The sequence below is a fragment of the Mesorhizobium newzealandense genome (genome assembly GCF_042682145.1).
GTDB classification, from domain to species: Bacteria; Pseudomonadota; Alphaproteobacteria; order Rhizobiales; family Rhizobiaceae; genus Mesorhizobium; species Mesorhizobium newzealandense.
Genome location: NZ_JBHUGZ010000007.1, coordinates 315,149 through 338,561 on the forward strand (window position 1 = coordinate 315,149; position 23,413 = coordinate 338,561).

At 62.6% G+C, this 23,413-nt stretch carries 18 protein-coding genes and 1 pseudogene; 7 read left to right on the top strand and 12 right to left on the bottom strand.

Annotated features, from left to right (window positions below; genetic code table 11):
• Positions 1-21 precede the first annotated feature (21 nt).
• Complete coding sequence (locus ACFSOZ_RS10360) at positions 22-570, bottom strand: hypothetical protein (protein ID WP_379096892.1); 549 nt, start codon at positions 568-570, stop codon at positions 22-24.
• Positions 571-886: 316 nt separating this feature from the next.
• The gene (locus tag ACFSOZ_RS10365; RefSeq protein ID WP_379096895.1) at positions 887-3,946 is read right to left on the bottom strand and encodes a beta strand repeat-containing protein; all 3,060 of its coding nucleotides are present in this window, start codon (positions 3,944-3,946) and stop codon (positions 887-889) included.
• A gap of 171 nt (positions 3,947-4,117) precedes the next feature.
• On the opposite strand from ACFSOZ_RS10365, the gene ACFSOZ_RS10370 reads away from it, so the two are divergent.
• Positions 4,118-5,104, top strand: coding sequence for a LuxR C-terminal-related transcriptional regulator (locus ACFSOZ_RS10370; RefSeq protein WP_379096898.1), 987 nt, complete (start codon positions 4,118-4,120; stop codon positions 5,102-5,104).
• Positions 5,105-5,210: 106 nt separating this feature from the next.
• Here the strand turns inward: ACFSOZ_RS10370 and ACFSOZ_RS10375 are convergent.
• Positions 5,211-5,372: pseudogene (locus ACFSOZ_RS10375) on the bottom strand (SDR family NAD(P)-dependent oxidoreductase); the annotation flags it as partial.
• A gap of 121 nt (positions 5,373-5,493) precedes the next feature.
• On the opposite strand from ACFSOZ_RS10375, the gene ACFSOZ_RS10380 reads away from it, so the two are divergent.
• Together ACFSOZ_RS10380 and ACFSOZ_RS10385 are read left to right on the top strand one after the other, a co-directional pair.
• Positions 5,494-6,672, top strand: a complete 1,179-nt coding sequence (locus tag ACFSOZ_RS10380) for a M24 family metallopeptidase (RefSeq protein ID WP_379096901.1) — start codon at positions 5,494-5,496, stop codon at positions 6,670-6,672.
• Positions 6,659-7,891: a M20 metallopeptidase family protein gene (locus ACFSOZ_RS10385; protein WP_379096904.1), complete on the top strand. Its 1,233-nt coding sequence runs from the start codon at positions 6,659-6,661 to the stop codon at positions 7,889-7,891. Before ACFSOZ_RS10380 ends, ACFSOZ_RS10385 begins: the two co-directional genes overlap by 14 nt.
• A 26-nt stretch (positions 7,892-7,917) precedes the next feature.
• Here the strand turns inward: ACFSOZ_RS10385 and ACFSOZ_RS10390 are convergent, their stop codons facing one another.
• From ACFSOZ_RS10390 to ACFSOZ_RS10425, 8 genes are all read right to left on the bottom strand, one after another.
• Positions 7,918-8,673, bottom strand: coding sequence for an ABC transporter permease (locus ACFSOZ_RS10390; protein ID WP_379096907.1), 756 nt, complete (start codon positions 8,671-8,673; stop codon positions 7,918-7,920).
• The gene (locus ACFSOZ_RS10395) at positions 8,670-9,443 is read right to left on the bottom strand and encodes an ABC transporter ATP-binding protein (protein ID WP_379096910.1); all 774 of its coding nucleotides are present in this window, start codon (positions 9,441-9,443) and stop codon (positions 8,670-8,672) included. The genes ACFSOZ_RS10390 and ACFSOZ_RS10395 overlap by 4 nt, the downstream gene beginning before the upstream one ends.
• Positions 9,443-10,471: an ABC transporter substrate-binding protein gene (locus ACFSOZ_RS10400; protein WP_379098146.1), complete on the bottom strand. Its 1,029-nt coding sequence runs from the start codon at positions 10,469-10,471 to the stop codon at positions 9,443-9,445. The genes ACFSOZ_RS10395 and ACFSOZ_RS10400 overlap by 1 nt, the downstream gene beginning before the upstream one ends.
• Before the next feature lie 90 nt (positions 10,472-10,561).
• Positions 10,562-10,999 carry a VOC family protein gene (locus ACFSOZ_RS10405; protein WP_379096913.1) on the bottom strand — a complete coding sequence of 146 codons (438 nt, stop codon included), beginning with the start codon at positions 10,997-10,999 and terminating at the stop codon, positions 10,562-10,564.
• A gap of 2 nt (positions 11,000-11,001) precedes the next feature.
• Positions 11,002-11,745 carry a FadR/GntR family transcriptional regulator gene (locus tag ACFSOZ_RS10410; protein WP_379096916.1) on the bottom strand — a complete coding sequence of 248 codons (744 nt, stop codon included), beginning with the start codon at positions 11,743-11,745 and terminating at the stop codon, positions 11,002-11,004.
• Positions 11,742-13,181 (bottom strand): FAD-binding oxidoreductase, encoded by a 1,440-nt coding sequence (locus tag ACFSOZ_RS10415; protein WP_379096919.1) that lies wholly within the window; start codon positions 13,179-13,181, stop codon positions 11,742-11,744. Before ACFSOZ_RS10415 ends, ACFSOZ_RS10410 begins: the two co-directional genes overlap by 4 nt.
• A 273-nt stretch (positions 13,182-13,454) precedes the next feature.
• On the bottom strand, positions 13,455-14,759 hold the full coding sequence (locus tag ACFSOZ_RS10420; RefSeq protein WP_379096922.1) for a M23 family metallopeptidase: 1,305 nt from the start codon (positions 14,757-14,759) through the stop codon (positions 13,455-13,457).
• Between the two features lie 149 nt (positions 14,760-14,908).
• Entirely contained in the window at positions 14,909-15,376 is a 468-nt protein-coding gene (locus ACFSOZ_RS10425; RefSeq protein WP_379096925.1) for a peroxiredoxin, read from the bottom strand.
• Positions 15,377-15,471: 95 nt separating this feature from the next.
• On the opposite strand from ACFSOZ_RS10425, the gene ACFSOZ_RS10430 reads away from it, so the two are divergent.
• Positions 15,472-18,843, top strand: coding sequence for a hypothetical protein (locus ACFSOZ_RS10430; protein ID WP_379096928.1), 3,372 nt, complete (start codon positions 15,472-15,474; stop codon positions 18,841-18,843).
• A 6-nt stretch (positions 18,844-18,849) separates the two neighbouring features.
• Here the strand turns inward: ACFSOZ_RS10430 and tyrS are convergent, their stop codons facing one another.
• Entirely contained in the window at positions 18,850-20,103 is a 1,254-nt protein-coding gene (gene tyrS / locus ACFSOZ_RS10435) for a tyrosine--tRNA ligase (RefSeq protein WP_379096931.1), read from the bottom strand.
• A 419-nt stretch (positions 20,104-20,522) separates the two neighbouring features.
• Here tyrS and ACFSOZ_RS10440 point away from each other — a divergent pair, with 419 nt between their 5' ends.
• The 3 genes from ACFSOZ_RS10440 to ACFSOZ_RS10450 are packed head-to-tail and all read left to right on the top strand — an operon-like array spanning position 20,523 to position 23,292.
• Positions 20,523-21,257: a glycosyltransferase family 2 protein gene (locus ACFSOZ_RS10440; RefSeq protein WP_379096934.1), complete on the top strand. Its 735-nt coding sequence runs from the start codon at positions 20,523-20,525 to the stop codon at positions 21,255-21,257.
• The gene (locus ACFSOZ_RS10445) at positions 21,250-21,585 is read left to right on the top strand and encodes a lipid-A-disaccharide synthase N-terminal domain-containing protein (RefSeq protein WP_379096937.1); all 336 of its coding nucleotides are present in this window, start codon (positions 21,250-21,252) and stop codon (positions 21,583-21,585) included. Before ACFSOZ_RS10440 ends, ACFSOZ_RS10445 begins: the two co-directional genes overlap by 8 nt.
• A gap of 57 nt (positions 21,586-21,642) precedes the next feature.
• Positions 21,643-23,292 (top strand): ArnT family glycosyltransferase, encoded by a 1,650-nt coding sequence (locus tag ACFSOZ_RS10450; protein ID WP_379096940.1) that lies wholly within the window; start codon positions 21,643-21,645, stop codon positions 23,290-23,292.
• The last annotated feature ends 121 nt before the right edge of the window (positions 23,293-23,413 follow it).

The window sequence follows — 23,413 nt, forward strand, 5'->3', positions numbered from 1 at the left end:
TTCAATGCAGTCGAAAATCGTTCATTGAGAACTTATGTGTGGAGCGACAGAAGCGCGCTTTGACCGGACAGGGTGGGATCGCTTTCGCCCGGTCAGAGCGATCCGGAACCGCCTGAAGCCAATACAGCGTGTGGCGACGCTTGTGATGCTCATCCCTGACGCTTCAGTGATCGTTGTTGGTGAAAGCGCGACCGAGAGACTGCCAGAAACGGTCACCGTGTCGTTGCCGCCGCCGCCATCTATGGCATCGGTTGCTTCTAGGTGATCTCCCACAACGATCGTGTCGTCCGCGGCGCCGGCCGTTACGGCGTCAGAACTGCTGTTGCGAAAATAGAAATAGTCGGCTTGGTCCGACCCCGTCAGCTGATTAGAAGTATCGAAACGAACGACGCTACCGTCGGCGAACGCGAAATCGGCATCCAGCAATTCATCTATGGTGACAGCAGCGAGCGTGACCGTAGTGCCGTTGCACGTCACTGCCACATCCGAGCCAAGCTGCATAAGCGTCTGCTTGCCGGCAGAGAATGCCGTACTTGGCGGCCTTATTATTTTTGGCAACTTGCTCACCATGGTACACATCCCTCACAATACCATGGGGTTTTACCCCGTGATGGGAGTAGCTCGGAGCTCGCTGCTGGCGGTTAGTCCGCTCTGCGCAACAAGTGACCCACTTCGGATGGTTGAGGCCTCCCGAATTTATCTCCGCAGCCGCCCTTTTTTGGGTAGCTTCCCCAGTTTTTCCCTTATTTTAGTGATATCTTATTTAAGGTTAATAGTCCAATACTTAATTCGGAGGTAGCTGTGGCCGTGGAAGGCAGATCGCCCCCGTGCCCGCGCCTTTTACTATCCGTCGTAGCGCAGGCGCGCGCATCCCTAACATTCGGCGTCACACCACGACGAAATCGGCGTTGGTCAGCGCCAGGTTTGCGGCGAGGGTGGCGAAGTGGGTGGAACCGCCCGCCGCACTACCGTTGCTGTCATAATAGAGCCAGCCCGTGTCGGTCTCGTAAATGATGTGATCGTTGCCGTCGCCGGCAAGACCTGTGGTGTTCTTGATGAACTGGTCGGCTGTCAGCGTGCCGTTGCCGCCGAGCGCTGCAAAGATCAAATTGTCGACCTCGATGGTGTCGTCGACCACCGAGAAGTCGGTGATGTGGTCGACATTGGTCGAGGCATTGAGCGCCGTGGTGAAGACGAAGCTGTCCTGACCCTGGGCGCCGGACAGTGTATCGTTGCCGCCGAGCCCATTGATGACGTTGTTGCCGGAATTGCCGCCGATGACATTGGCAATCGAATTGCCGGTGCCGTTGATGGAGGCGGGGGTACGCAGCTGCAGGTTCTCCAGCTCCTGGCCGGTGAGGTTGAAGGAGACATAGGCCTGCACGTTGTCGGTGCCCTGGCCGATGGTCTCAACCACATGGTCGCCGGCATTGTCGACATAATAGGTGTCGTTGCCTTGTGCACCGCTCATCGTGTCGGCGCCGCCAAGGCCGTCGATGATGTTGTTGCCACTGTTGCCGTTGATGATGTTGGCAATCGAATTGCCGGTGCCGTTGATGGAAGCGGCGCTGCGCAATTGCAGGTTCTCGAGCTCCTGGCCGGAAAGGTTGAAGCTGACATAGGCCTGTACATTGTCGGTACCCTGGCCGACGGTCTCGATGACCTGATCGCCGGCATTGTCGACATAATAGGTGTCGTTGCCGATGCCACCTTGCATGGTGTCGGCACCCGTGTTGCCGTCCAGCGTATCGTTGCCGCCAAGGCCGATCAGGATGTTGACGCCCGAATTGCCGGTGATGATGTTGGCGATGGAGTTGCCGGTGCCGTTGATCGAGGCGCTGGTGCGCAGCTGCAGGTTCTCCAGTTCCTGACCGGAGAGATTGAAGCTGACATAAGCCTGCACATTGTCGGTGCCCTGGCCAATCACATCGACCACAAGGTCGCCGGCATTGTCGACATAGTAGGTGTCGTTGCCCTGTCCACCGTTCATCGTGTCGGCACCGATGCCGCCGTCCAGAATATTGGCAACATCATTGCCGTAAAGTTGGTCCGTATGGCCCGACCCGGTCAGGTTTTCGATGAGGGAATAGCTGTCGCCGTCGGCGTCACCGGTATTGACCTTGTGATTTGAGAGGTTCGCAATGACGCCTGCGGCAGCACTTGCATAAGAGGCCGTATCAGAACCGTCGCCACCATTCAGATTGTCCTCGCCGCCTCCGCCGATCAGCACGTCGTTGTCGAGGCCGCCACTAATGGTATCAGCGTGGGACGACCCGGTGATCGTATTGGCAAGACCGTTGCCCGTAACAGTGATAGCGTCGCTCGTGTCAGTCCAATTGTTGGCGAAGACTGTTGTCGACAAGCTGACGTTCGCGGCCATAGCGTCCAGACTGACGACGAGATTGTCGGCTCCGTCGCCGCCAAAGAAGGTACCAGTCACATTCGTCGACTGATGCGAAAGGGTCAATGACTTGCCATACAGGCCAATGCCCCCGTGATTGATCAGGTCCTGGATCGTCGTCCCGCTTGCGGAGATGCCGGATATGTCGAGAGCGCTTCCGGCGGCGATGACCAGACCCGATGAACTCGCTATTGTGCCGGCGGAAATCAGATACAGCGAACCATCCGCTATATTTGTCGCCCCCGTATAGGTGTTGGCGCCCGCAAACACCTGGGTGCCGTCACCGCTCTTCGTCAGGTTAAGGCTCCCGAAGACGCCGGAGCCATCCGAGATCACTCCATCAAACGTCCGTGCTCCCAATTCGAGGTCGACTGTCAGCGTGGCCGAGGTCACAGTGTCGGCCCGGACTTCGCCGCTGCCGGACAACCCTGCAACCGTTTGATCGAAAGCGCCGATGTTGAGCGTCGCGCCGGCGTTTACGGTGACAACGCTCTCAGCGCTGAACGCGTGGTCGGCTCCCGCCCGCAATGTTCCGATCGAGACAGTGGTTGCGCCGGAATAGGTATTGAGCCCCGACAACGTCAGGGTCCCGGTGCCGATCTTGTTTAACCCCATATGGCTCAAGCTATTCGCGAAAACGCCCGAGAAGCTGGAGCTGCCGGCCTCATAGACGTTCGCGACAACATCGGAAGCGCCGTTGTTGCTGATCACGCCCGCCCCGGTCAGATGGTTCAGTTCCAGATTGAAGCCATTGGCGTCGAGGACCGCTCCGGCCGCGATATTGGTGTTGGCCAGCCCATTGGTGAAGGACGCGAACGCCGCGCCCACGCTCAGCGTGCCGCCGTCAATGGCAAGCGAGCCCGCATCATCGGTGGTGATGCTGCTTGAGACAAAGTGAATCGTTCCCTTATCCGTTGCGCTGCCAAAATGCACCGCGGTCCCGGCCCCGCCGAGCGCTGCGAAGGTACCGGTCAACGTAAGTGACGTGCCCGTCTGTGCCCTGATGGATGTTGAAACGCCGGCGAGTTCGACCAGATCGTTGGCAAGCGTCGTGATGCCTGTAGACCGGAACGTGCTGGTGCCGGCGAACGCGATGTCTCCCGTTCCGAACGCGGCGGCGCCAAACGAAACCATGCCTTGATTGATTTGCGTTCCGCCCGACCAGTTGTTGGTCGCATCAGACAGCTTCAGGGTGCCGACGCCGGATTTGGTCAGCAGTCCCGTTCCAGTAATCTGCCCCTGAACGTCGAGAGTCGTGTTGCCTCCGGTCGTCGCGATCAACGTTGCCGCGTTGAGCTGCAGCGTCAGCGACGACGCCAGAACACTTGCCAGTGGATTGCCGCTCGACGTTACGCTGATGAGCGCACCGCCCGCCTTGTTCATGATGAGTGTGCCGTTCTCGAGACTATAATTCTCGATTGCGGAACTCGCCAGATTCAAGGTGCCGACCGTGAATGGACCTTGAACCGCCAGGTCGATGTGATGCGTGAGGCTGGCACCGGCGAGATTGCTGAAATCGGCTGTAGCACCGATTGCGTCAGGCACGCCGCCAGTCCAGTTTGAAGTGGTGAACCACGCGCCACCTGCAAGACTATTCCAAACCGACATGCTGACCCCCGTCAAAACAAATTCTCAATTGAAGCAGAAGTTTTCCTGAGTCGTTGCGCCTGGAAGCAGTCTTGGAAGCCGACGCTACTCAGGGCCAGGGCACCTGAATTGGCGCGCTCTGGAACCTGCTTTGCGCCGCCCACTAAGCAGGACTACGGCTTCGAGGACATCCCAGGTCTGAAGGCCGTGGTCTTCGGCGACATCGACACCCCGTTGTCGACATTGTCGAGCATGAGCGAAGCCGAGCTTCAACAGTCACCTTTCTACCGGAACTGGGCTGGCCCGCAGGGATTGCGCGAGGGCTGCGTCACCAAGTTCGTGCACACCTCGGATCGGATCGGCCTCGTGAGCTTCACGACGCGCGCGAGCAGGGGGGCCATCACTGCGGAGGAGCAGCGCTTTATTGCGCTCCTTTCGCCGCATTTGCGCCGCGCTTCGCTGATCGGCGACCTGCTCGATCAGGCGCGCGTGACCGCCAGTCTCTATCGCGCGACGCTCGACAATCTTGCATGCGCTGTCGTTCTTACCAGCGAGGATGGCGCGATCCTTTATGCGAACGGCCGTGCCGAGGCGATGCTCTCGACGCAGCAGCCCATCTTTTCCAGAAACGGCATCCTCCAGGCACAAAATCCGATAACGGCTCGCGCGCTGCTGACAGCGATATCGGGAGCCGCTCATGCCGATGCGGCGCTTGGCGCGCGCGGCATCGGCTTGCCCTTATCCGCAGCCGGCCAGCCACCAGCCGTTGCCTATGTATTGCCACTGGCCGAGGGGACCGCGCGCGCCGCTTTCCGTCCCGCATGCGCCGCCGTCTTTATCTCGACGACAATTTCGGCCGCGCCGCCCTCGGAGGCGGTGCTGACGACACTGTTCGATCTCACGCCAGCGGAAGTGCGGGTTTTGCTGGCCGTGGGTGGCGGACTGACCACGCAGAAGAGTGCGCTGTCGCTCGGGGTCGGTGAGAACACGATCAAGACCCACCTTGGCCGGATCTTTGCCAAGACCAACACGACGCGGCAGGCGGAGCTCGTCAAGCTTGTCTCTGATATTGGTGCGCCGCTCAGTCCGGGTGCCGTCCCATTGGACATCGCATGACGGTTGGCGATAACGCGTCCGTCGCTGCCTCGACTGGTCGCGACGACAGGAATGGCGTTTAGCCGGGTCAAGACATTTCACTCTGCAAGACACCCGATTCGTAGCGGCTGGTAGTTGCCTTCCCCTTCTCCGTGAGGATGTTGCCGGGTTCGACGCCGTTGCCGGTGATGCCGTAGCTGGAGAACTCCAGTGCCGCGGGACGGATGAAGCCGTTGATGCCGGCCTTGCTGGCCGAACAGTGGCCATGGCCGGGGCTGGTGACAGGCCCGTGATTCCTATCCGGGTTAGGACCTGCTCAAATGCTGCCCTTGGCCGATTGCCGCGATGTCGAAACCGCTTCAAGGGTGAGCGAGCCCGCAACCGTTGATCCAACAATGCATGGAGCAAAGATGATCGAATTGCCGTTTGCCCGCGACGAGTACCAGCAACGGCTTCGAAAGATCCGCGCCGAGATGACGAAGCGCGGTCTCGAACTCCTGATCGTCAACGACGTTGCCAACCAGCATTACATCACCGGCTATGATGGCTGGTCGTTCTACACGCCGCAGGTGGTGCTGGTTCCAATCGAAGATGTCGAGCCGGTCTGGATCGGGCGCGCCATGGATGCGGCTGGCGGTCTTCTGACTGCCTGGATGAAGCCCGAGAACGTGGTTGGCTTTCCGGAGGACCACGTTCAGCGTGCCGATCGCCATCCCATGGATTGGATCGCGGCCTGGATCGTCGCCAAGGGTTGGGGTATCAGGCATATCGGCATCGAGCTCGAAGCCTATTATTTCTCCCCGAAAGGGCATGCCCGGCTTGTCGCCGGACTTCCCAATGCGAAATGGCATGATGCCGATCTCCTCGTGAACTGGATCCGCGCGGTCAAATCGGCGCCCGAGATCGCGTATTTGCGCAAGGCATCAACCTTGGCCAAAGCGGCGGTCTCGCGGGCCTTCGAGGTGATCGCGCCGGGTGTTCGCGAGTGCGACGCCATTGCCGCCATCCAGGCGGCGCAGATCGCCGGCAGTCCTGACTTCGCCGGTGACATCACCGCTTTGCCGCCAACAATTCTCGGCGGCGAGAATGCCTCCGCGCCGCATATCATGTGGAGCGACAGGCGGTTCGGTGAAAACGAGACGATCGCCCTGGAACTCGCCGGTGTCTGCCGCCGCTATGCTGCTGGGCTGGCGCGAACCCTGCAGCTCGGCAAGACGCCGACAAATGTCTCGGATACGGCAAAGGCGGTGATCGAGGGCATGGACGCGGTGCTCGATGCGGTCAGGCCGGGAACGACCGCCGAAGCCGTCGAGGCCGCATGGCGCAAGGTCATTCAGCGCTACGGACTGAAGAAGGAGTCGCGTATCGGCTATTCCATCGGCGTCGCCTATCCGCCGGATTGGGGCGAACACACGATCAGCCTCAGGCCGGGCGACAAGACGGTGCTTGTATCAGGCAACGTCGTTCATGCCATTCTTGGCATGTGGAAGGACGGATGGGGCATCGAGATCAGCGAGACCATCCTGGTCACCGAAACCGGCAATGAGACGCTGACGAAATTTCCGCGAGAGATCCATGTCAAATCCTGAGAGTGCGGCCCCGGCAGACGCGCATGCCGACACGATCGAAATCGATGCCGGAATTCTCGATCGGATGATCGAGGTCCGCCGCCATCTGCACCGCAATCCGGAGCTTTCGAACCACGAAGCCAATACGCAGCGTTACCTCAGGCAGATGCTGGCTGGTCAGGGAATTGCCGACATCCGCGACGTCGCGGGCTTTGGCCTGGCCGTCGACATTGTCGGTACCGGCAAGCCGTCAAATCGAAAGCTGGCGATACGCGCCGACATCGATGCCTTGCCGATCGAAGAGGCGTCCGGTGTCGACTTTGCGTCGATCAATCCAGGTGTGATGCATGCCTGCGGCCACGACGCCCACGCATCGATGGCCTTCGCGGTTGCCGCGCATCTTCACCGGTCGCGGGATGAGTTTGGCGGAACCGTCCGCCTGATCTTCCAGCCGGCCGAGGAAGACGAGCCGTCGGGCGGCAGACGCGTGGTGGAAGAGGGGCTTCTCGACGATGTCGACGCCGCCATCTGCGTTCACGTCGATCCGTACACACCATCCGGCAAGATCGCTGTGAATTCCGGGCCGTATACTCTGGCGTGCGATACGTTCGATGCGCTGGTCACAGGCGAGGCGGCACATGCGGCAAAGCCGTATGAGGGCATCGATGCGATTGCCGTGGCCTGCTCCATGGTGAGCGAACTGCAGAAGATCGTCTCGCGCGAGATCGACCCCTACGATCCGCTGGTCATCTCCGTAACCGGGATTAATGGCGGCAGCGCCTACAATGTGATCGCCGGCAAGGTCGCATTGAAAGGGACCATCCGCAGCGGCAGCGACGCAACGCGTGAGCGAGCCTGGCGCCGCGTCCGTGCCATACTGGAGGGGATAGCGGCGAGCCACGGCGCCAGCGTGCAACTCGACATCCACAAGGGCGAACCGGGGGTCGTCAACGACGCCGAGATGACGGAGCTGATTGTCGCCAGCGCGAAGGCCTGCATCGGCGCTGACAATGTCCTCAACACGCCTGGATGGACCATCGCGGACGATTTTGGCTACTACAGCGAGAAGCGCCCGTCGGTCTATTTTCGGCTCGGAATCCGCAATGAAGACGTCGGATCGGTGTTTCCGCTTCACCATCCGAGGTTTCGCGTCGACGAGGCCGCCTTGAAAGTCGGCGCCTCGACCTTGGTTTCCGCGGCCACGACGTTTCTGTCGATGCAACGGGAAAATCCCAGCTGATCAATCAGTGAAAGCGGGTCGCCTGTTCAGTATTTGATGATCCGGCGCTCGACCAGCACCACGGCGCAGAACAGCGCGATCGACAGGCATGACGACAGCACGATCGCGGCGTAAAGCCGGTCCGACTGGTAGTTGAAGCTCGCCTGGATGATCAGCGCGCCGAGGCCCTTGTCCGAGCCGATCCATTCGCCGACGATGGCGCCGATCACCGCTGTCGCCGACGCGATCCTGAGCGAGGAGAACAGCATCGGCAGCGCGCGCGGCAGCCGCAGGCCCCAGAAGATCTCCCAGCGCGTCGCCGACAGCACGCGAAACAGTTCGTGCTCGTTGTCGCTGGCTGAATCCAGGCCGCGGATCATGTTGACCAGCGTCGGGAAGAAACAGACCACTGACGCGATGACGATCTTCGGCGTCATGCCCAGCCCGAAGATCAGGGTGATGATCGGCGACAGCGCCAGGATCGGAATGGTGTTGAAGAACAGCACGATCGGAAAATAGGCCGCCTGAAGGATGCGGCTGTGGACGAACAGAACGGCGAGCAGCACGGCCGCCAGATTGCCGATGACGAAGCCGGCCAGCGCCTCGATCAGCGTCGGCCTGAGATTGTCGACGAGCAGCGCGACATTCTTCTGGAAGACGCCTGATATCGCCGTCGGCGTTGGCACGATATAGGCCGGCACGCCGAGAGCGGGCAGCAGAAACTGCCAGGTGAGAAGGATCGACGCCGCACCGAGAACGGGCAGGGCGATTGCCATCTGCGGAGACAGTGGTGCCGGCCTCATGACGCGCGCTCCAGCGCGGTCCGCAGCTCGGCCATGGCGGCGACGATCGCCGGGTCTTCGCGCGAGCAGCGGTTGCCATCCTGCTTGAACGGCCGCATGTCGATGTCCTTGGCCAGTCGCCCCGGATTGGCGGCGAGCACGATGACCCGTTCGCCGAGATAGGCGGCTTCGGCGATCGAATGGGTGACGAACAGGATCGTCGTGCCGGTGCGCCGCCAAAGAGCGAGCAACTCGTCGTTGAGGCGGTCGCGGGTGATCTCGTCGAGAGCCCCGAACGGCTCGTCCATCAGCAGCAGCTTCGGCTGCCCGAGCAGTGCACGGGCGATTGCCACACGCTGGCGCTGGCCGCCGGAGAGCTGGTGCGGCAGGCGCTCGCCGAAGCCGGCAAGCCCCATCAGTTCCAGCAATTCGTCGCTGCGATCCTCGATGCTGCGGGTCAGGCTGCCTTGCCCGACGCCAAGCGGCAGGCGAACGTTGTCGCGCACCGTGCGCCAGGGCAGCAGGGTCGAATCCTGGAAGACGAAGCCGACATCGCGGCGCGATCGCACCGCATGCGGCGTGTCACCGAGCACGTTGATGGTGCCGCCAAGCGGATCGAGCAGATCGGCAACCACCCTGAGCAAGGTCGACTTGCCGCAGCCCGAAGGTCCGAGGATCGCCATGAAGGATCCGGCCTCGACGTCGAGGTCGAGGCCGGAGAGCACTTTGACGGCGGCCTGGCGGCCACCATAGCCGACATCCAGTCCGCGGGTTTCGATCGCGTTCGCCATCAGGCGGCGGGCGCGTCGAGCTTCGGCCGGTCGGCGGCCGAAAGTTCGAGGATCTTGGTGGTGTAGACATCGGCGGCCGCCGGCCGGCCGTTCGGATATTGTCCCACCTTGTCGAGCAACGCCAACTGCTCCTCGATGGAGGCTGGATCGAAGGTGCCCCAGCCGTCCTTGGCCGTTGCCGCATCGAAGGAGAGCTTGAGCACCAGGTTGACGGTCTTCTCTTCCCAGCCGAGGTCCATTTCCGGATAGGCGGCGACCATTTTCTTCACCGCCTCCTGCGGGTTGGCCTGCGCCCAGCCCCAGCCCTTGGCGACCGCGCCGATGAATTTCGCCAGCGTGTCTGGATCCTTTTCGATCGCGGCGTCGGTGGCGAAATAGACATCGGCATAGGAATTCAGCCCGAGATCACGCACCAGAAGGTCGATGCGATCATCGCCAACGACGCTCAACGCCTGCGTGTTGGTGATCCAGCCGCCGATGGCATCGACATCGCCGCGCATCAGTGGCGCCTTGTCGAAGCCGACATTGACGACGGTGACGTCGGATGGGCTCAGGCCGTTCTTGGCCAGGATCTCGTCGATGACGAAACGCGCGGTCGGCTGGATGCCGATCTTCTTGCCCTTGAGGTCGGCGATGCCGCGGATCGGGTTTGCCGCCTTCGAGGTGAAGGCGTAGGGGCCGGTGCGGAAGCCGCAGGCAATGATCTTTACCGGTACGCCGCTGGCGCGCGCCGCAAAAAGCTGCGGCGTTTCGGAAAACTGGCCGAGCTGTGCCGCGCCGGAGATCACCGGTGGCACTGTCGAGGCGTTGGGGCCGCCCGGGCTGAATTCCACGTCGAGTCCGGCATCCTTGAAATAGCCATTGGCGACGGCCGCGATGTCGCCGATCTGGCCGTTGGACATCAGCCAGTCATACTGGATGACGACCTTTCCGGCCGCCTTCGCACCCGGGGTCAGCACCAGTTGCATCCCTGCCGATGCGGCGGCAACGGCCGCCATGCCGGATTTCATGAAGCTGCGGCGGTTCATGTCGTAATGTTTGTTCCCACTCATTTTTCGCTCCTGTTGCAAGACTTGTCTGTCTCTTCATTGCGCGCCGGTCCTTCGGTGCGGTGTCGTCTACGGCCGTTCTTCGTGGTAGTCGCCGGGGCCGCCGTCGAGCCAGGCGTAGAGTTCCCAGAGCGTATCGTCCGGGTCGGTGAAATAGGCGCAGCGCGCGTTCCAGACATAATCCCCTGGCGGGCCCTGGAAGGGCACACCCTTGGCCGTCAGATCGGCGTAGAGGCGGTCGATTTCGCCGGGCGCGTCGAGTTTGACCGCCACGCAAACCTTGTGCGCATGGCGCGGCGAACGCAGCTTCGACACGCCGGTATGCTGACTGATATGGTCGATCTCCCAGGCAGCAAGCGTCACGCCCTCGCCATGGAAGTCGGCAAAACCCTCGGCGCGCCGGCGCAGGCGGAAGCCGAGCTTGTCGACGTAGAACGCCACTGTGCGCTCGATGTCCTCGACAAGCAGGCAGACGTCAGAAATCCGGTATGCGGTGCCGAGCGACATGGCTATTTCCTTTCGTCGGCCCGCTGGGCACGCGACGCCGGCAGCTTGACGCCGACGCGGTCGGCAGCGCCGATGATGTGCGCGCGCATCGCCGCTTCGGCGGCTGCCGGATCGCCGGCGACCAGCGCCTCGTAGATGCGCACATGCTCACCGACATTGACTTCCACCAGGTCGTGCAAGGGGTTGGTGAGACGCGCGTAGTAGATCGAGCGGCGGATCTGTTCGCAGACGAAGGAGATGAAGGTGTGGATATAGCTGTTGCCTGTCGCCCGGGCGATTTCGCGATGAAACAGAAGGTCGGCGTCGATGCTGCCGTCTTCCCAGCGCTCCTCGCCGCTCATGCGGTCAAGAGCCGCCTTGATGGCGTCGAGATGTTCCTGCCCGCGCCGCTCGGCGGCAAGTGCTGCTGATTCCGCCTCGAGGATGCAGCGCAGCTCAAAGAGCCGCTCCATGTTCTGCCCTTCCTTCAGCGTCTCGCGGTCGATGCGGATCGTCGCGCGCTGCTCCGGCGCCAGGACGAAAGAGCCGATGCCTTGTCGCGCCTCCACCATGCCATCGGCGCGCAATTGCGCGATTGCCTCGCGCACCACGTTTCGGCTGACGCCGAATTTCTCCGAAAGCTGTTGCTCCGTCGGCAGCAGGCTGCCCGGATTGAGATCACCGGACTCGATCTCGCGGCTGAGGAACGCTGCGACCCTGTGCGGCAGCGCCTCGACAGTGCCGATGGCAGCCAGTCTTTGTTTCATGAAATGGTCTCCGTCGAGGGAAAGAGGCAGCCGGGATTCATCAGCCTGTTCGGATCGATGGCATTTTTGAGCGCGCCGACGAGCCGGCGGTGAACGGGGGATAGTCCAACCCAGTAAACGCGCTGGCGGGTGCGCCCGATGCCGTGCTCGGCGCTGATCGAGCCGCCAAGGGCGTTGACGATGTCGTAGAGCCCGGCCGTGATCCTGGCGCCCCTGGCGCGGGCCTCTGGTTCGGCAAGGTCGAGCGGCGGCAGCACGTTGAAATGGATGTTGCCGTCGCCTGCATGGCCATAGGCCTGGGGGATCCAGCCCGGATGCTCCAGCGCGACAAACTGGCGGGCCTGGGCGATGAGCACGGGGATGTCCGAGATGCGCACGGAAAGATCGGTGCGTACGTGGTAGCCGCGCTTGGCCTGGCCCTCGACCAGCCCTTCGCGAATGGACCAGAAAGCCTTGGCCTGTGCGCCGCTTTCGGCCAGAACGGCGTCAGTGACGAGATGCTTTTCCATGGCGTCGGCAAGGAAGTCGACCAGCAGCGTTCGCAGGTCGATGGCAGCGCTCGCCGACAACTCGATCAGCACATGAACGGGGGCGGTGACCGGCGCGACGACGTCCGGATCGATCAGACGCGCAAGCTCCATGCATTCCGAGCCGATGATCTCGAAGGCGGATATCAGGTCCGAGCATCCGCGTCGGGCTTGCCCGAACAGCGCGATGGCAGCTTCGAACGAGGGGAGGCCCAGATACGCCGTCTCGACCCGGCCGGGTTTCGGAAACAGCTTGACCTCGACGCCGGTGATGATGCCCAGCGTTCCTTCGCTGCCGACGAACAGCTGCTTCAGGTCATAACCGCGGTTGTCCTTGCGCAGGCCGGAAAAGCCGCTCCACAATTCGCCGTCCGGCAGCACCACTTCCAGGCCGACAATGAGATCGCGGGCCATTCCGTAACGCAGCACGTTGACGCCGCCGGCATTGCTGGCCGCGTTGCCGCCGATCTGGCAGCTTCCCTGGGCGCCGAGCGCAAGCGGAAACAGGCAATCCCGGTTTTCGGCGGCATCCTTGATGTGCTGAAGGATGCAGCCGGCATCGGCCTGCAGGATGAAATTGTCGGCGTCGACCAGGCGGATCTTGTTCAGCCGCTCCAGGCTGATGATCACCGCACCCCGGCCTGCGCCGATGTCGATCGCGCCCGCCACAAGACCGGTGTTGCCGCCTTGCGGGATCATCGCCAGCCCCAGCCTGCCGCACAGCCGGACAGTGGCCTGAACCTCCGCGACCGAAGCCGGCTTCAGCACGGCGAGGGCACCGCCACGATGATCGCCGGACCAGTCTGCGAGATATCTGGCCATGCCCGCCGCGTCGGCAGCCACGCCGCTCTGCCCCAGCACATGCTCCAGGGCAGTGAGAATGTCAGGCGAGATGCCGTGGATGGTCATTGTCGGGCCGGCTTTGATGCAGGTGTGTATGCTTATACATATCATCCTACAACTTAAATCGTGTCAACGGGGTAAGCCACGTGGCCGGGCCGGTCGCCTTCCGGGCCTTCAGAGCGAGGTGCTGGTCAGGTCGATGATTTCGGGGGCGCGAAACGACCGCCCGGCAGTCAGGCCGGCATGAATGGCGGTTGTCTGGCTCGCCGGAGTTCGCAAAGCGAGGCAGAATTGGGTTTGGAGTTGTCGTGCCGCCGATCAGCTCAGCGCTTGCGACGCTCAGAGATACTGGGCGACCTTCTTGCCGACCGTCAGGAAGCGCACGGGATCGATGGCTTCGCCATTGTGGCGGACTTCGTAATGCAGATGCGGTCCGGTCGAACGGCCGCTGCTGCCGGTCTTGCCGATGACGGCGCCGGCATCCAGCTTCTCGCCCACGGTGACGTCGATTTCGCTGAGATGTCCGTAACGCGTCGCAAAACCATTGCCGTGGTCGACTTCCACCATCCGCCCATAGCCGCCGTTCCAACCTGCCTTGGTGACGACGCCTGGTGCGGTGACCTTTGCGGCCATGCCGATCGGCGCCCTGAAATCCATCCCGGAATGCAGCGCGGCGGTGCCGAGGATCGGGTCGGTGCGCACGCCGAACGGACTGGTGACGGAATGGCCGGGGGCCGGATTGGTCAGCGGCAGCTGGCGCGCTTCCTTCTTGAGATGGTCGAGCGTGTCCAGCGCCTCGTCCAGTTCCTTGACCTTGCTGTCGAACATCATCGAACTGTCGAGCGGGATCAGTGGTCCGCCGACGTCGCTCTCGTTCTTGCCGAAATCGCTGTCGACCGGCAAGCCTGCCGCTTGCAGGGCCTGGGTGATGGCGTCGGCGCTCTTGTAGGCGTTGTCGGCAAGCGTGCTGATGCGGGTCAGCTGCTCGTTCTCGATGGATTTCAGCGACTGGTTGATCGACACGAACAGCCTGTCGGCACGGTCGGCGGCTGAATCGTTGGGCAGCGGATCGGAGCGGGTCGACCATAGCGAGAATGGCCTGGTGTCGCCTACACCAAGGTCGGCGCTCAGGCTGGCGACCGCGTAGGTCTGCGCTGGTGGGTTGATGCTGCCGGTCACCTCGGCGCGCTTATCCGGCTTGCCAGCCGCAGCCGGATCCTCGGTCGGCGCCGTGCCGACGTCATTTTCGGCGCGTTCGAGCAGCGGGCCGAGGCGGCCATGACGCTGGCTCAACTGGCTCTGGCGTTCAAGCAGTTCGCTGACCTTGGTTTCCATCAGCTGCTGGTCGAGCAACTGGCGGCTGGTGATGCGGTCGACCTGGGCGCGAAGCGCCGAAATGCGATCTTCATAGGCCTGCTGCATGCGTGCCTGCCGCGCAGTGGTGGCGCCGATCAGGTCGTCGCGCAGCACGAGATAGGAGGTGGCCAGGAGGTAGCCGATGGCGATTGCCGCCAGCGCCGAGCCGACAAAGGCCGCGAGCCATGGTCGGATCGTGAAGTGCCTGATCTCATTGCCCCGGGCTATGATGATCGTGTGGGGCTCTTTACGCCTGCCGAAGACTGCTGACTGACCGGTTGCCTTCACGGGACCAAGCTTTCGTTTACGACACTACGACAAGCTTGATTACACATTATTAGGGTTAACAAAGTTTTGCGTTGCCGGCTCGCCGTCAACGATTGCCAGCCAGGCGGGCATCAGGTTGTAGGCAAGGCGCGTCGGCTGTGCCGACAAACTCAAAGCGCGCGGACAGCCGCCAGCACTTCCTCGGCATGGCCCTTGACCCGGACCTTGCGCCAGATCCTGGCGATCCGCCCGTCGCGGCCGATCAGGAACGTCGCGCGCTCGACACCCATGTACTTGCGGCCATACATCGATTTCTCGACCCACAGATGGTAGGCCTCGATCACCTTGCGCTCCTCGTCGGCGGCGAGGTCGATGGTGAGACTGTATTTCGATTTGAACTTGTCGTGCTTTTTGACGTTATCAGGCGACAGGCCGATCACAACGGCGCCCGCCTTCTCGAAGTCCGGCTTCAGCTGCGAGAAGCTGATCGCCTCTTGCGTGCAGCTTGTTGTGTCGTCCTGCGGATAAAAATAGAGCACAATGGGCTTGCCGGAGGATGCGGCAAGGCTGAGCGATCCGCCGCCGTCCCGCGGCAGGTCGAATTGCGGCGCGAGATCGCCTACGTCGAGGTCAGTCATACCGATGCCCTTGTTTGTGGTTACGCGCGACGCCACACCGATATAGTGTCGAGCGGGGATTCGTCCACGATCGAGTTCGTACAACGGAAAAATGCGTGGATCAGGAGCAACCGCAGCACGAGAAGATACGGTTCAGGCGGGATGAGATCACCGACCTGGCGACCTTTCCGTCCGCGTGCCGCGTGCCGCCGCTCGGTCAGGCGCGGATCGGACGCGGCTTTCGCATCCTGGCAAGGGTGTTCGCCGGTTTCGCCAGCTTCGTCTTGTTGGCAGCAGTCATTGTCTATCTGGTCGGTGTGTCCGGCGTTGGCTCCGAGCGGCTTCGGGCGGAAGCGGAAACCGCCATCGAGAAACTGGCCGGTGTCGATGTCGATGTTTCGGTCGGGCCGGCGCGCATCACCCTTGATGGATCGAGCTTCATTGCGTTGCAGGTCAGCGACGTCAGCCTGAAGACCGCCGGCGGCAAGCCGATGGCCGATGCGGGCCGCGTGCGCTTCGGCGTGCGCCTGATACCGCTGCTCTGGGGGGATGTGCGGCTGACCAGCGCCAGGATCTCCGATGCGCGCATCGACGTGGCGGCGATGCCGTCCGGCGACTGGACCGCTGTCCTGCGCAACGAGGACGGCCTCATCGATCCGGAGAAGCTGTCCGCTGCGGTGTTCGGCAACGTCAACCGGGCGCTCGATGCCGTGCGGGAAGATTCACTGCGCCGGATCGAATTTCGCAATGTCGAATTCGTGCTGCCCGAAGCCGGGACGATCAAGCTGATCAAGATCACCGACGCCACCGTCGCGCAGTCGGGAGCGGGCGGCATGCAGTTTTCGTCCGAGGCGGATGTCGACGGCAGGGCGGTCGCCGTTGCCGCGTCCGCCGCCCGCGATGTCACGGCACACCGCGTGACGGCGCTGGATGCGAGCATCGATCTGGCCGGCGACACCACGGCCGTTGCCGGAAAGCTGGGCGCGGTCACGCTGAAGCTGTCGGGATCGGAAGGGGCCGGCACGAATGCATCGCGGCTGACGGCCACTCTGTCCTCGACGGGTTCCGTGCTCGATCTCGGCGCACGCGGGCTGCTGCCGGCGGATGTCGATGTCAACGCGACGCTGGTTGCGGGCAGCAACAAGGTCCAGGTGGACAGATTGCTGCTGAAGACCGGCCGGTCGACATTCGATTTTGCCGGTTCGGTCGGGCCGAAGCCGGCAACCGGAGCGGCAGGTGAGGAGTCGTCCTATCGCTACGACCTGACCAGCGACGGTTCGTCGCTGGCTCCTTCGGACTCGCCCGAGCCTGCGCTTTCCTTCCTCGCTCGGATTGCCGGTGTCTACAACACAGTGAGCCACAAGCTCGTGGCCGATCAGATCGCGATTCGGTCCGCCGCCTCCGGCGAGGTGCTTGGCACCGCCGCCGTGGAATTCGTCGACGGCCAGGCACCGGGGATCAATCTGGCGTTCAACCTCCACAACATGCAGGTCTCTCACGTCAAGCAGCTTTGGCCATGGTTTTCGGCACGCAACGCCCGGCTGTGGGTGCTGGCCAATCTGTTTGGCGGCCGCGTCGTCGACGCCAACCTGCAGTTCCAGGTCGTCCCGGGCCGCCTTGGCAACGGCGTGCCGCTGTCCGCCGATGAGGTGTTCGGCCGCTTCCAGATCGAGGGATCGCGTTTTGACACGGCCGGCCGCATTCCGCCGATACGCGATGCTGTCGGCGTTGTTGCTTTCCACGGCAATGATGTCGACGTCTCCCTGTCCTCGGGCACCGTCTATATGCCCAGCGGCCGCACCGTGGCGGCCAGCAATGGCACGCTGACGGTCAAGGCGGCCAATCATCCGCCGGTCATCGGCGCGCTCGACATCGACGTTGAAGGCGAAGCGCCGGCGATCGCTGAACTCGCCTCGTACGAGCCGATCAACGCCATGCGCCATATCGGCTTTCTGCCGGAAGACCTGTCGGGCAGCGTCACCGGTCATGTCAGGGCTGACATTCCGTTGCAGTCCGGCGTTGACTCCTCGAAGCTCGATTGGCTGGTGTCGCTCGACTATAGCGGCATGTCATTGGCCAAGCCCTTCGAGGGCCAGACCGTGACGGATGCCGACGGTTCGATCACCGTCGACCCGGAAAAGGCGGTGATCTCCGCCAAGGCATCGCTGAACGGCATTCCGGCCGAACTCGACCTGATCGAGCCGCTTGGAGACGACGGGCCGGCGCCCAGCCGCAAGGTAGCCCTGGTTCTCGACGACAAGATCCGTGCCGCCGCAATGCCCGGCTTGACGCCGCTGCTTGGCGGAACGGTGAAGGTCGCGATCGACAAGAGCGGCAGCGGCGACCAGAACGTCTCGGCCGATCTGACCAACGCCAGGCTGGACATTCCCTGGGCCGGCTGGAGCAAGGGGGCGGGGGTTCCCGCCAATGTCACATTCGTCATGACCAAGTCCGGCGACACCACGACGCTGTCCGACTTCGAACTCGACGGAAAGAGTTTCTCCGTCGATGGCAACATCGTGCTGGTCAATGGCGCGCTGTCTTCCGCAAAGTTCAGCAAGGTCACCTTGAACAGGGGCGACGATGTCGCGGTGTCCGTGAAGCGGTCCGGCAAGGGCTATGCGGTCAACATATCAGGCAACGCGCTGGATGCCCGCTCGCTGATCAAGCAGTTCACCTCGGACGTCGACACGGCAACCAAGACCACCGGTTCCGATGCCATTTCGGTCAGCGCCGATGTTGATCAGCTGACGGGATTCCACGACGAGCAATTGTCCAATCTGAAGCTCGACTACAGTGCGGCCGGTTCGCGAGTGAACGGGCTGAAGGTCAGCGCCACGGCAAGTTCGGGCGCCGCCATAACCATCAGCAACACGACCGGCGCCGGCCGGCGCACGCTCAACATGCAGTCCGCGGACGCCGGCGCGATCCTTCGGTTTCTCAACATCTACGAGCATATGGAAGGCGGAGCGATCACCCTGGCGCTGGCGGGGCCGAGCGACGGATCGCTGACGGGCAAGGTGGATACCAGCAACTTTTTCGTGGTCAACGAACCGAAACTGGCCTCCATCGTCTCGACCACGCCGGCCGGCGACAGCCGAAGCCTCAATCAGGCGGTCAAGGGCAATCTGGACACGTCGCGGGTGAAGTTCGAACGCGGTTACGCCGAGATCGACAAGGGCAGCGGCTATCTGAAACTGGCCAATGGCGTGCTGCGCGGCCCCCGCATTGGCACGACGTTCCAGGGCACGCTCTACGACCAGAACAACAACATGGACATGACCGGCACGTTCATGCCGGTCTACGGCCTCAATCGCATCTTTGGCGAATTGCCCATCGTTGGCGCGCTTCTCGGCAATGGCCGCGACCGCGGCCTGATCGGCGTCACCTACCGGCTGAAGGGCAACGCCAACAAGCCGGTGCTGGACATCAATCCGCTGTCGGTGATCGCGCCTGGAATATTCAGGTCGATCTTCGAGTACCGGTGACCGACCTCAAACAGGCCGCACGAGAATGTGTTTTTTCCTGCCGAGTGAAAGCTTTGCGACGTTTTCCGGGCTCAAATCCTGAGATGTCACCAGCTTGCGCTCGTCGCTGATCGGCTGATCGTTCAGCCGCACCGCACCACCCTGCACATGCCGCCGCGCCTCGCCGTTCGATGCCGCCAGTCCGGCGGTCACCAGCAGCGACAAGATGCCGACGCCGGCTTGGAGTTTGGCATTTTCCACCTCGACGGTCGGCAGCGATTCGGCGAGTGCGCCTTCCTCGAACGTCTTGCGCGCTGTGTCCCCGGCTTGTTCGGCGGCAGCGCGACCGTGCAGCAAGGCCGTGATCTCGGTGGCGAGGACTTTCTTCGCCTCATTGATCTCGGATCCGCCGAGCTGCTCAAGCCGCGCAACCTCGTCCAAGGGCAGCGTCGTATAGAGTTTCAGGAAACGGCCGACATCGGCATCCTCGGTGTTGCGCCAGTACTGCCAGAACTCATACGGGCTCAGCATGTCCGCATCGAGCCAGACCGCGCCCGACGCCGACTTGCCCATCTTGGCGCCCGATGAGGTGGTGAGCAGCGGCGTCGTCAGCGCATAAAGCTGCGCGTCCTCCATGCGGCGGCCGAGATCGATACCGTTGATGATGTTGCCCCACTGGTCGGAGCCGCCCATCTGCAGGCGGCAGCCGAGACGCTTGTAGAGCTCGACGAAATCATAGGCCTGCAGGATCATGTAGTTGAATTCGAGAAACGACAGCGACTGTTCGCGATCGAGCCGCAGCTTGACGGAATCGAAGGCCAACATGCGGTTGACGGAAAAGTGACGGCCGACGTCGCGCAGGAAATTGACGTAGTTGATCTCCATCAGCCAGTCGGCATTGTTGACCATGATCGCGTCATTCGGCCCGCTGCCGAATTTGAGGTACGGCATGAAGTTGCGGCGGATGCCGGCGAGGTTGTCGTCGATGTCCTGCGGCGTCAGCAGCTTGCGCGCCTCGTCCTTGAAGGACGGATCGCCGATCATCGAGGTACCGCCACCCATCAGAGCGATCGGCCGGTGACCGGTCTGCTGCAGCCAGTGCAGCATCATGATCTGGATCAGCGAACCGGCATGCAGGCTCCTGGCGGTCGCGTCGAAGCCGATATAGGCCGTCACCGTCTCCGTGGCGAAGAGATTGTCGAGGCCGGCATCGTCCGAAGTCTGGTGGATGAAACCGCGCTCGCTCATCGTGCGCAGGAAATCGGATTTGAAGGCAGGCATTTTTTGTTTCCCGAAAGCGTCCGGCCAATCTGGCCCAGGCGTGGCGTGCATGAACGCGGGCGTTTAGCACCCAAGCGCGATCAGCAAAAGTGGAATCCGGTTTTGCGTCCGATCGCGCTTAACCGGGGAGTGGCGATCAGCAAAAGTGGAATCCGGTTTTGCGTCCGATCGCGCTTAACCCGGGGAGTGGCGATCAGCAAAAGTGGAATCCGGTTTTGGCACGATCGCGCGTTGGGAGCGGCAGCCGCTGCTGCCCACCGGCCATTTGCCGCAATCCACCGTCCGGCTCCCATGCTTGCTTCATCGTTTCGGCTGGCGTAATGAGGCGCCGCGCCAAAGGTTCTTGTAGTCCACGACCTCAAGCGGCACCGCACGGCATCCACAAAATGCCATATCCGACGACAGAGCCCCGACGCGACATGCCGGACGCATTGATATCCATCGTCATTCCTTGCAGGAACGAGGCGGCCAATCTGCCGCTGTTGATCGACGAGGTCGAGGCTGCCATGGCCGGGCGCGACTTCGAGCTGATCATCGTCAACGATGGCTCGACCGACGACACTGCTTCGGTGCTGGCCGCGCAGGCAGCACTTCGCCCGTTTCCGGTGCGGGAATTGCGGCACCGGAAATCCGCCGGCCAGAGCCTTTCGGTGCGTTCCGGCGCCTGGGCGGCGCGCGGCGGCATCGTCGCCACGATCGACGGGGATGGCCAGAACGACCCTCAATACATACCCATGCTGGTCGATGCCTTGCGGCAGGCCGGCCCCGATTTCGGCGCGGCGCAGGGCCAACGCCTCAAGCGCCGCGACAGCAAGGTCAAGCAACTGGCGTCGCGTTTTGCCAACTGGCTTCGGGGCGCGATCCTGAATGACGACACGCGCGATACCGGTTGCGGCCTCAAGGCCATCCACACCGATATCCTGCGCAAATTGCCGTTCTTCGACGGCACCCACCGCTTTGTCCCGGCTCTGGTCATCCAGGAGGGCTATCGCGTCGTGCATTGCGACGTGGTCGATCGCTCGCGCCGGCATGGCAAGTCGAATTACGGCATTTTCGATCGCGGCCTGCAGGGGGTTCTAGATCTCGCCGGTGTCTGGTGGCTGCGCCGCCGGCGCCGCAGAATGCCCAAAGTAGAGGAAATCAGCCGTGGTTAACGTGCTTCAGGAACTGGTGACATGGCTTCACCAGGTTTTCGTCAAGCAGTTCGATGCGTGGATCCTGCTCGGCTTCATCGCCCAGTTCTTCTTCACCATGCGCTTCGTCGTGCAGTGGCTCGCCTCCGAAAAGGCCAAGCGCAGCGTCGTGCCGGTCGCCTTCTGGTTCTTTTCCCTGTTCGGCGGCGGCCTGCTGCTGATCTATGCGATCGTGCGCCAGGATCCTGTGTTCATCGCCGGCCAGGCCATGGGCATGTTCATCTATATCAGAAATCTCTGGCTGATCGCCAATGAGCGCAAGGCGGCGGCGATGACCAAGGTCGATTGAGCAGCGGTCGATTGATAGGTCTGGCGCATCAAGAGAACGGTTGGAGAGGCTGAGAACATGGCGGTGAACAGGAATTACATCCTTCTCTTCCTGTTCAGCCTGGTAATGACGGTTTCGGGGTTGGCCTCGATGCCGCCGATCGACCGCGACGAGTCGCGCTTCGTCCAGGCCACCAAGCAGATGGCCGAGACCGGCAACTATGTCGACATCCGCTTTCAGGACGCCTCGCGCTACCAGAAGCCGATCGGCATCTACTGGCTGCAATCGGCGGCCGTGGCGCTGAGCGGCGAGGGCTCTGCTGCGCCGATCTGGGTCTACCGCACGGTCTCGGCGCTTGGCATTGCCATTGCGGTGCTGGCAATCGCCTGGACCGGCACCAATCTGTTCGGGGCCAATGCCGGCATCGCCGCCGGCCTTGTCATGGCGGCGATCTTCGCCACCGCTTTCGAAGGCCGCGACGCCAAGACCGACGCCATGCTGCTGGCCTGTTGCGTGGCGGCGCAAGGCGCGCTGGCGCAGATCTATCTGGCGTCGCGCCGCAACGAACCTGTTGCTGGCCATCTCTGGTGGATTTTCTGGATAGCGCAAGGTGCGGCGATCCTCATCAAGGGGCCGATCGCGCCGCTGCTGTCGGCGCTCACCATCGTCGTGCTGTTCGCCTTCGAGCGTGACGGGCGCTGGCTGTCGAAGCTCAAGACGGGACGCGGCCTGGCGCTCGTCGTGCTGATCGTGCTGCCCTGGCTCGCGCTGATCACCTGGAAGAGCGGCGGCGCCTTTCTGCAGCAGGCCGTCGGCAAGGACATGATCGGCAAGGTCGCGTCGGGCGAGGAATCGCACGGCCTGCCGCCCGGCTTCTACATGCTGACCTATTCGCTGTTCATGTGGCCGTTCGGCTTGATCGCGGTCGGCGCCGGGCTCCAGGCCCTCAACCGGCTGCGCGACGATCCCAGGCTGCGCTTCTGCCTCGCCTGGTACATCCCGTTCTGGCTGGTGTTCGAGCTGATCCCGACCAAGCTGCCGCACTATGTCCTGCCGGCCTATCCCGGCATGGCGCTGCTGATCGGCTGGCTGCTGACGTTGCAGCCGCAGGATGCGAACGCACCGCTCAAGCGCTGGCAGGATTGGTTGTGGTGGTCGACCGCGTTCGGTCTGGCCGTGGTCAGCCTCGGTCTGGCGGCGGTCTGCATCGGCGCGCCGATCTACCTCACCGGCAGCTTCTCCTGGTGGAGCATTCCGGCTGCCGCGGCAGCACTGGGCGCAGGCTACTTCGCCTTTTCGCGGCAGTTGCAAGTGCCGCTCCGCCGCATCGGCGCCATCGCGGTCTCTGCCGGCATCACTTATGCCTTGTTGTTCGGCGTCATCGCGCCGTCGCTGAAGCCGATTTGGCTGAGCCCGGCGATCGAGGCGGCGGTTCGCGCCAACCGGCCTTGCGACACCACGGTGCTCGCCTCTGCGGAGTTTCACGAACCGAGCCTGGTGTTCCTGGTCGGCACGAAAACGGTGCTGACCAATGTCGAAGGCGTCGCCAGGCATCTGTTTACCGATCCGGCCTGCGCGCTGGGGCTGGCATCGGTCGCTGACGAGCAGAAACTGAATGGCATGCTGGCGGCATACGGCAAATCGGTGAACCGCGTTGCCCGGATCGACGGGCTCAACTATTCGTCGGGAGACAAATTGTCGCTCGGCCTCTATCGTGTGGCCCAATGACGGCTCGTCGATGACAGGGTCGAGTTTCCAATGCTCGTGAAATCGCGCCCTTCCGTTTCCGGTATGCTCCTTGGAGTGGGGCGCCGGTCCCTCGACAATTTTCGCGATACGCTGCAGATCG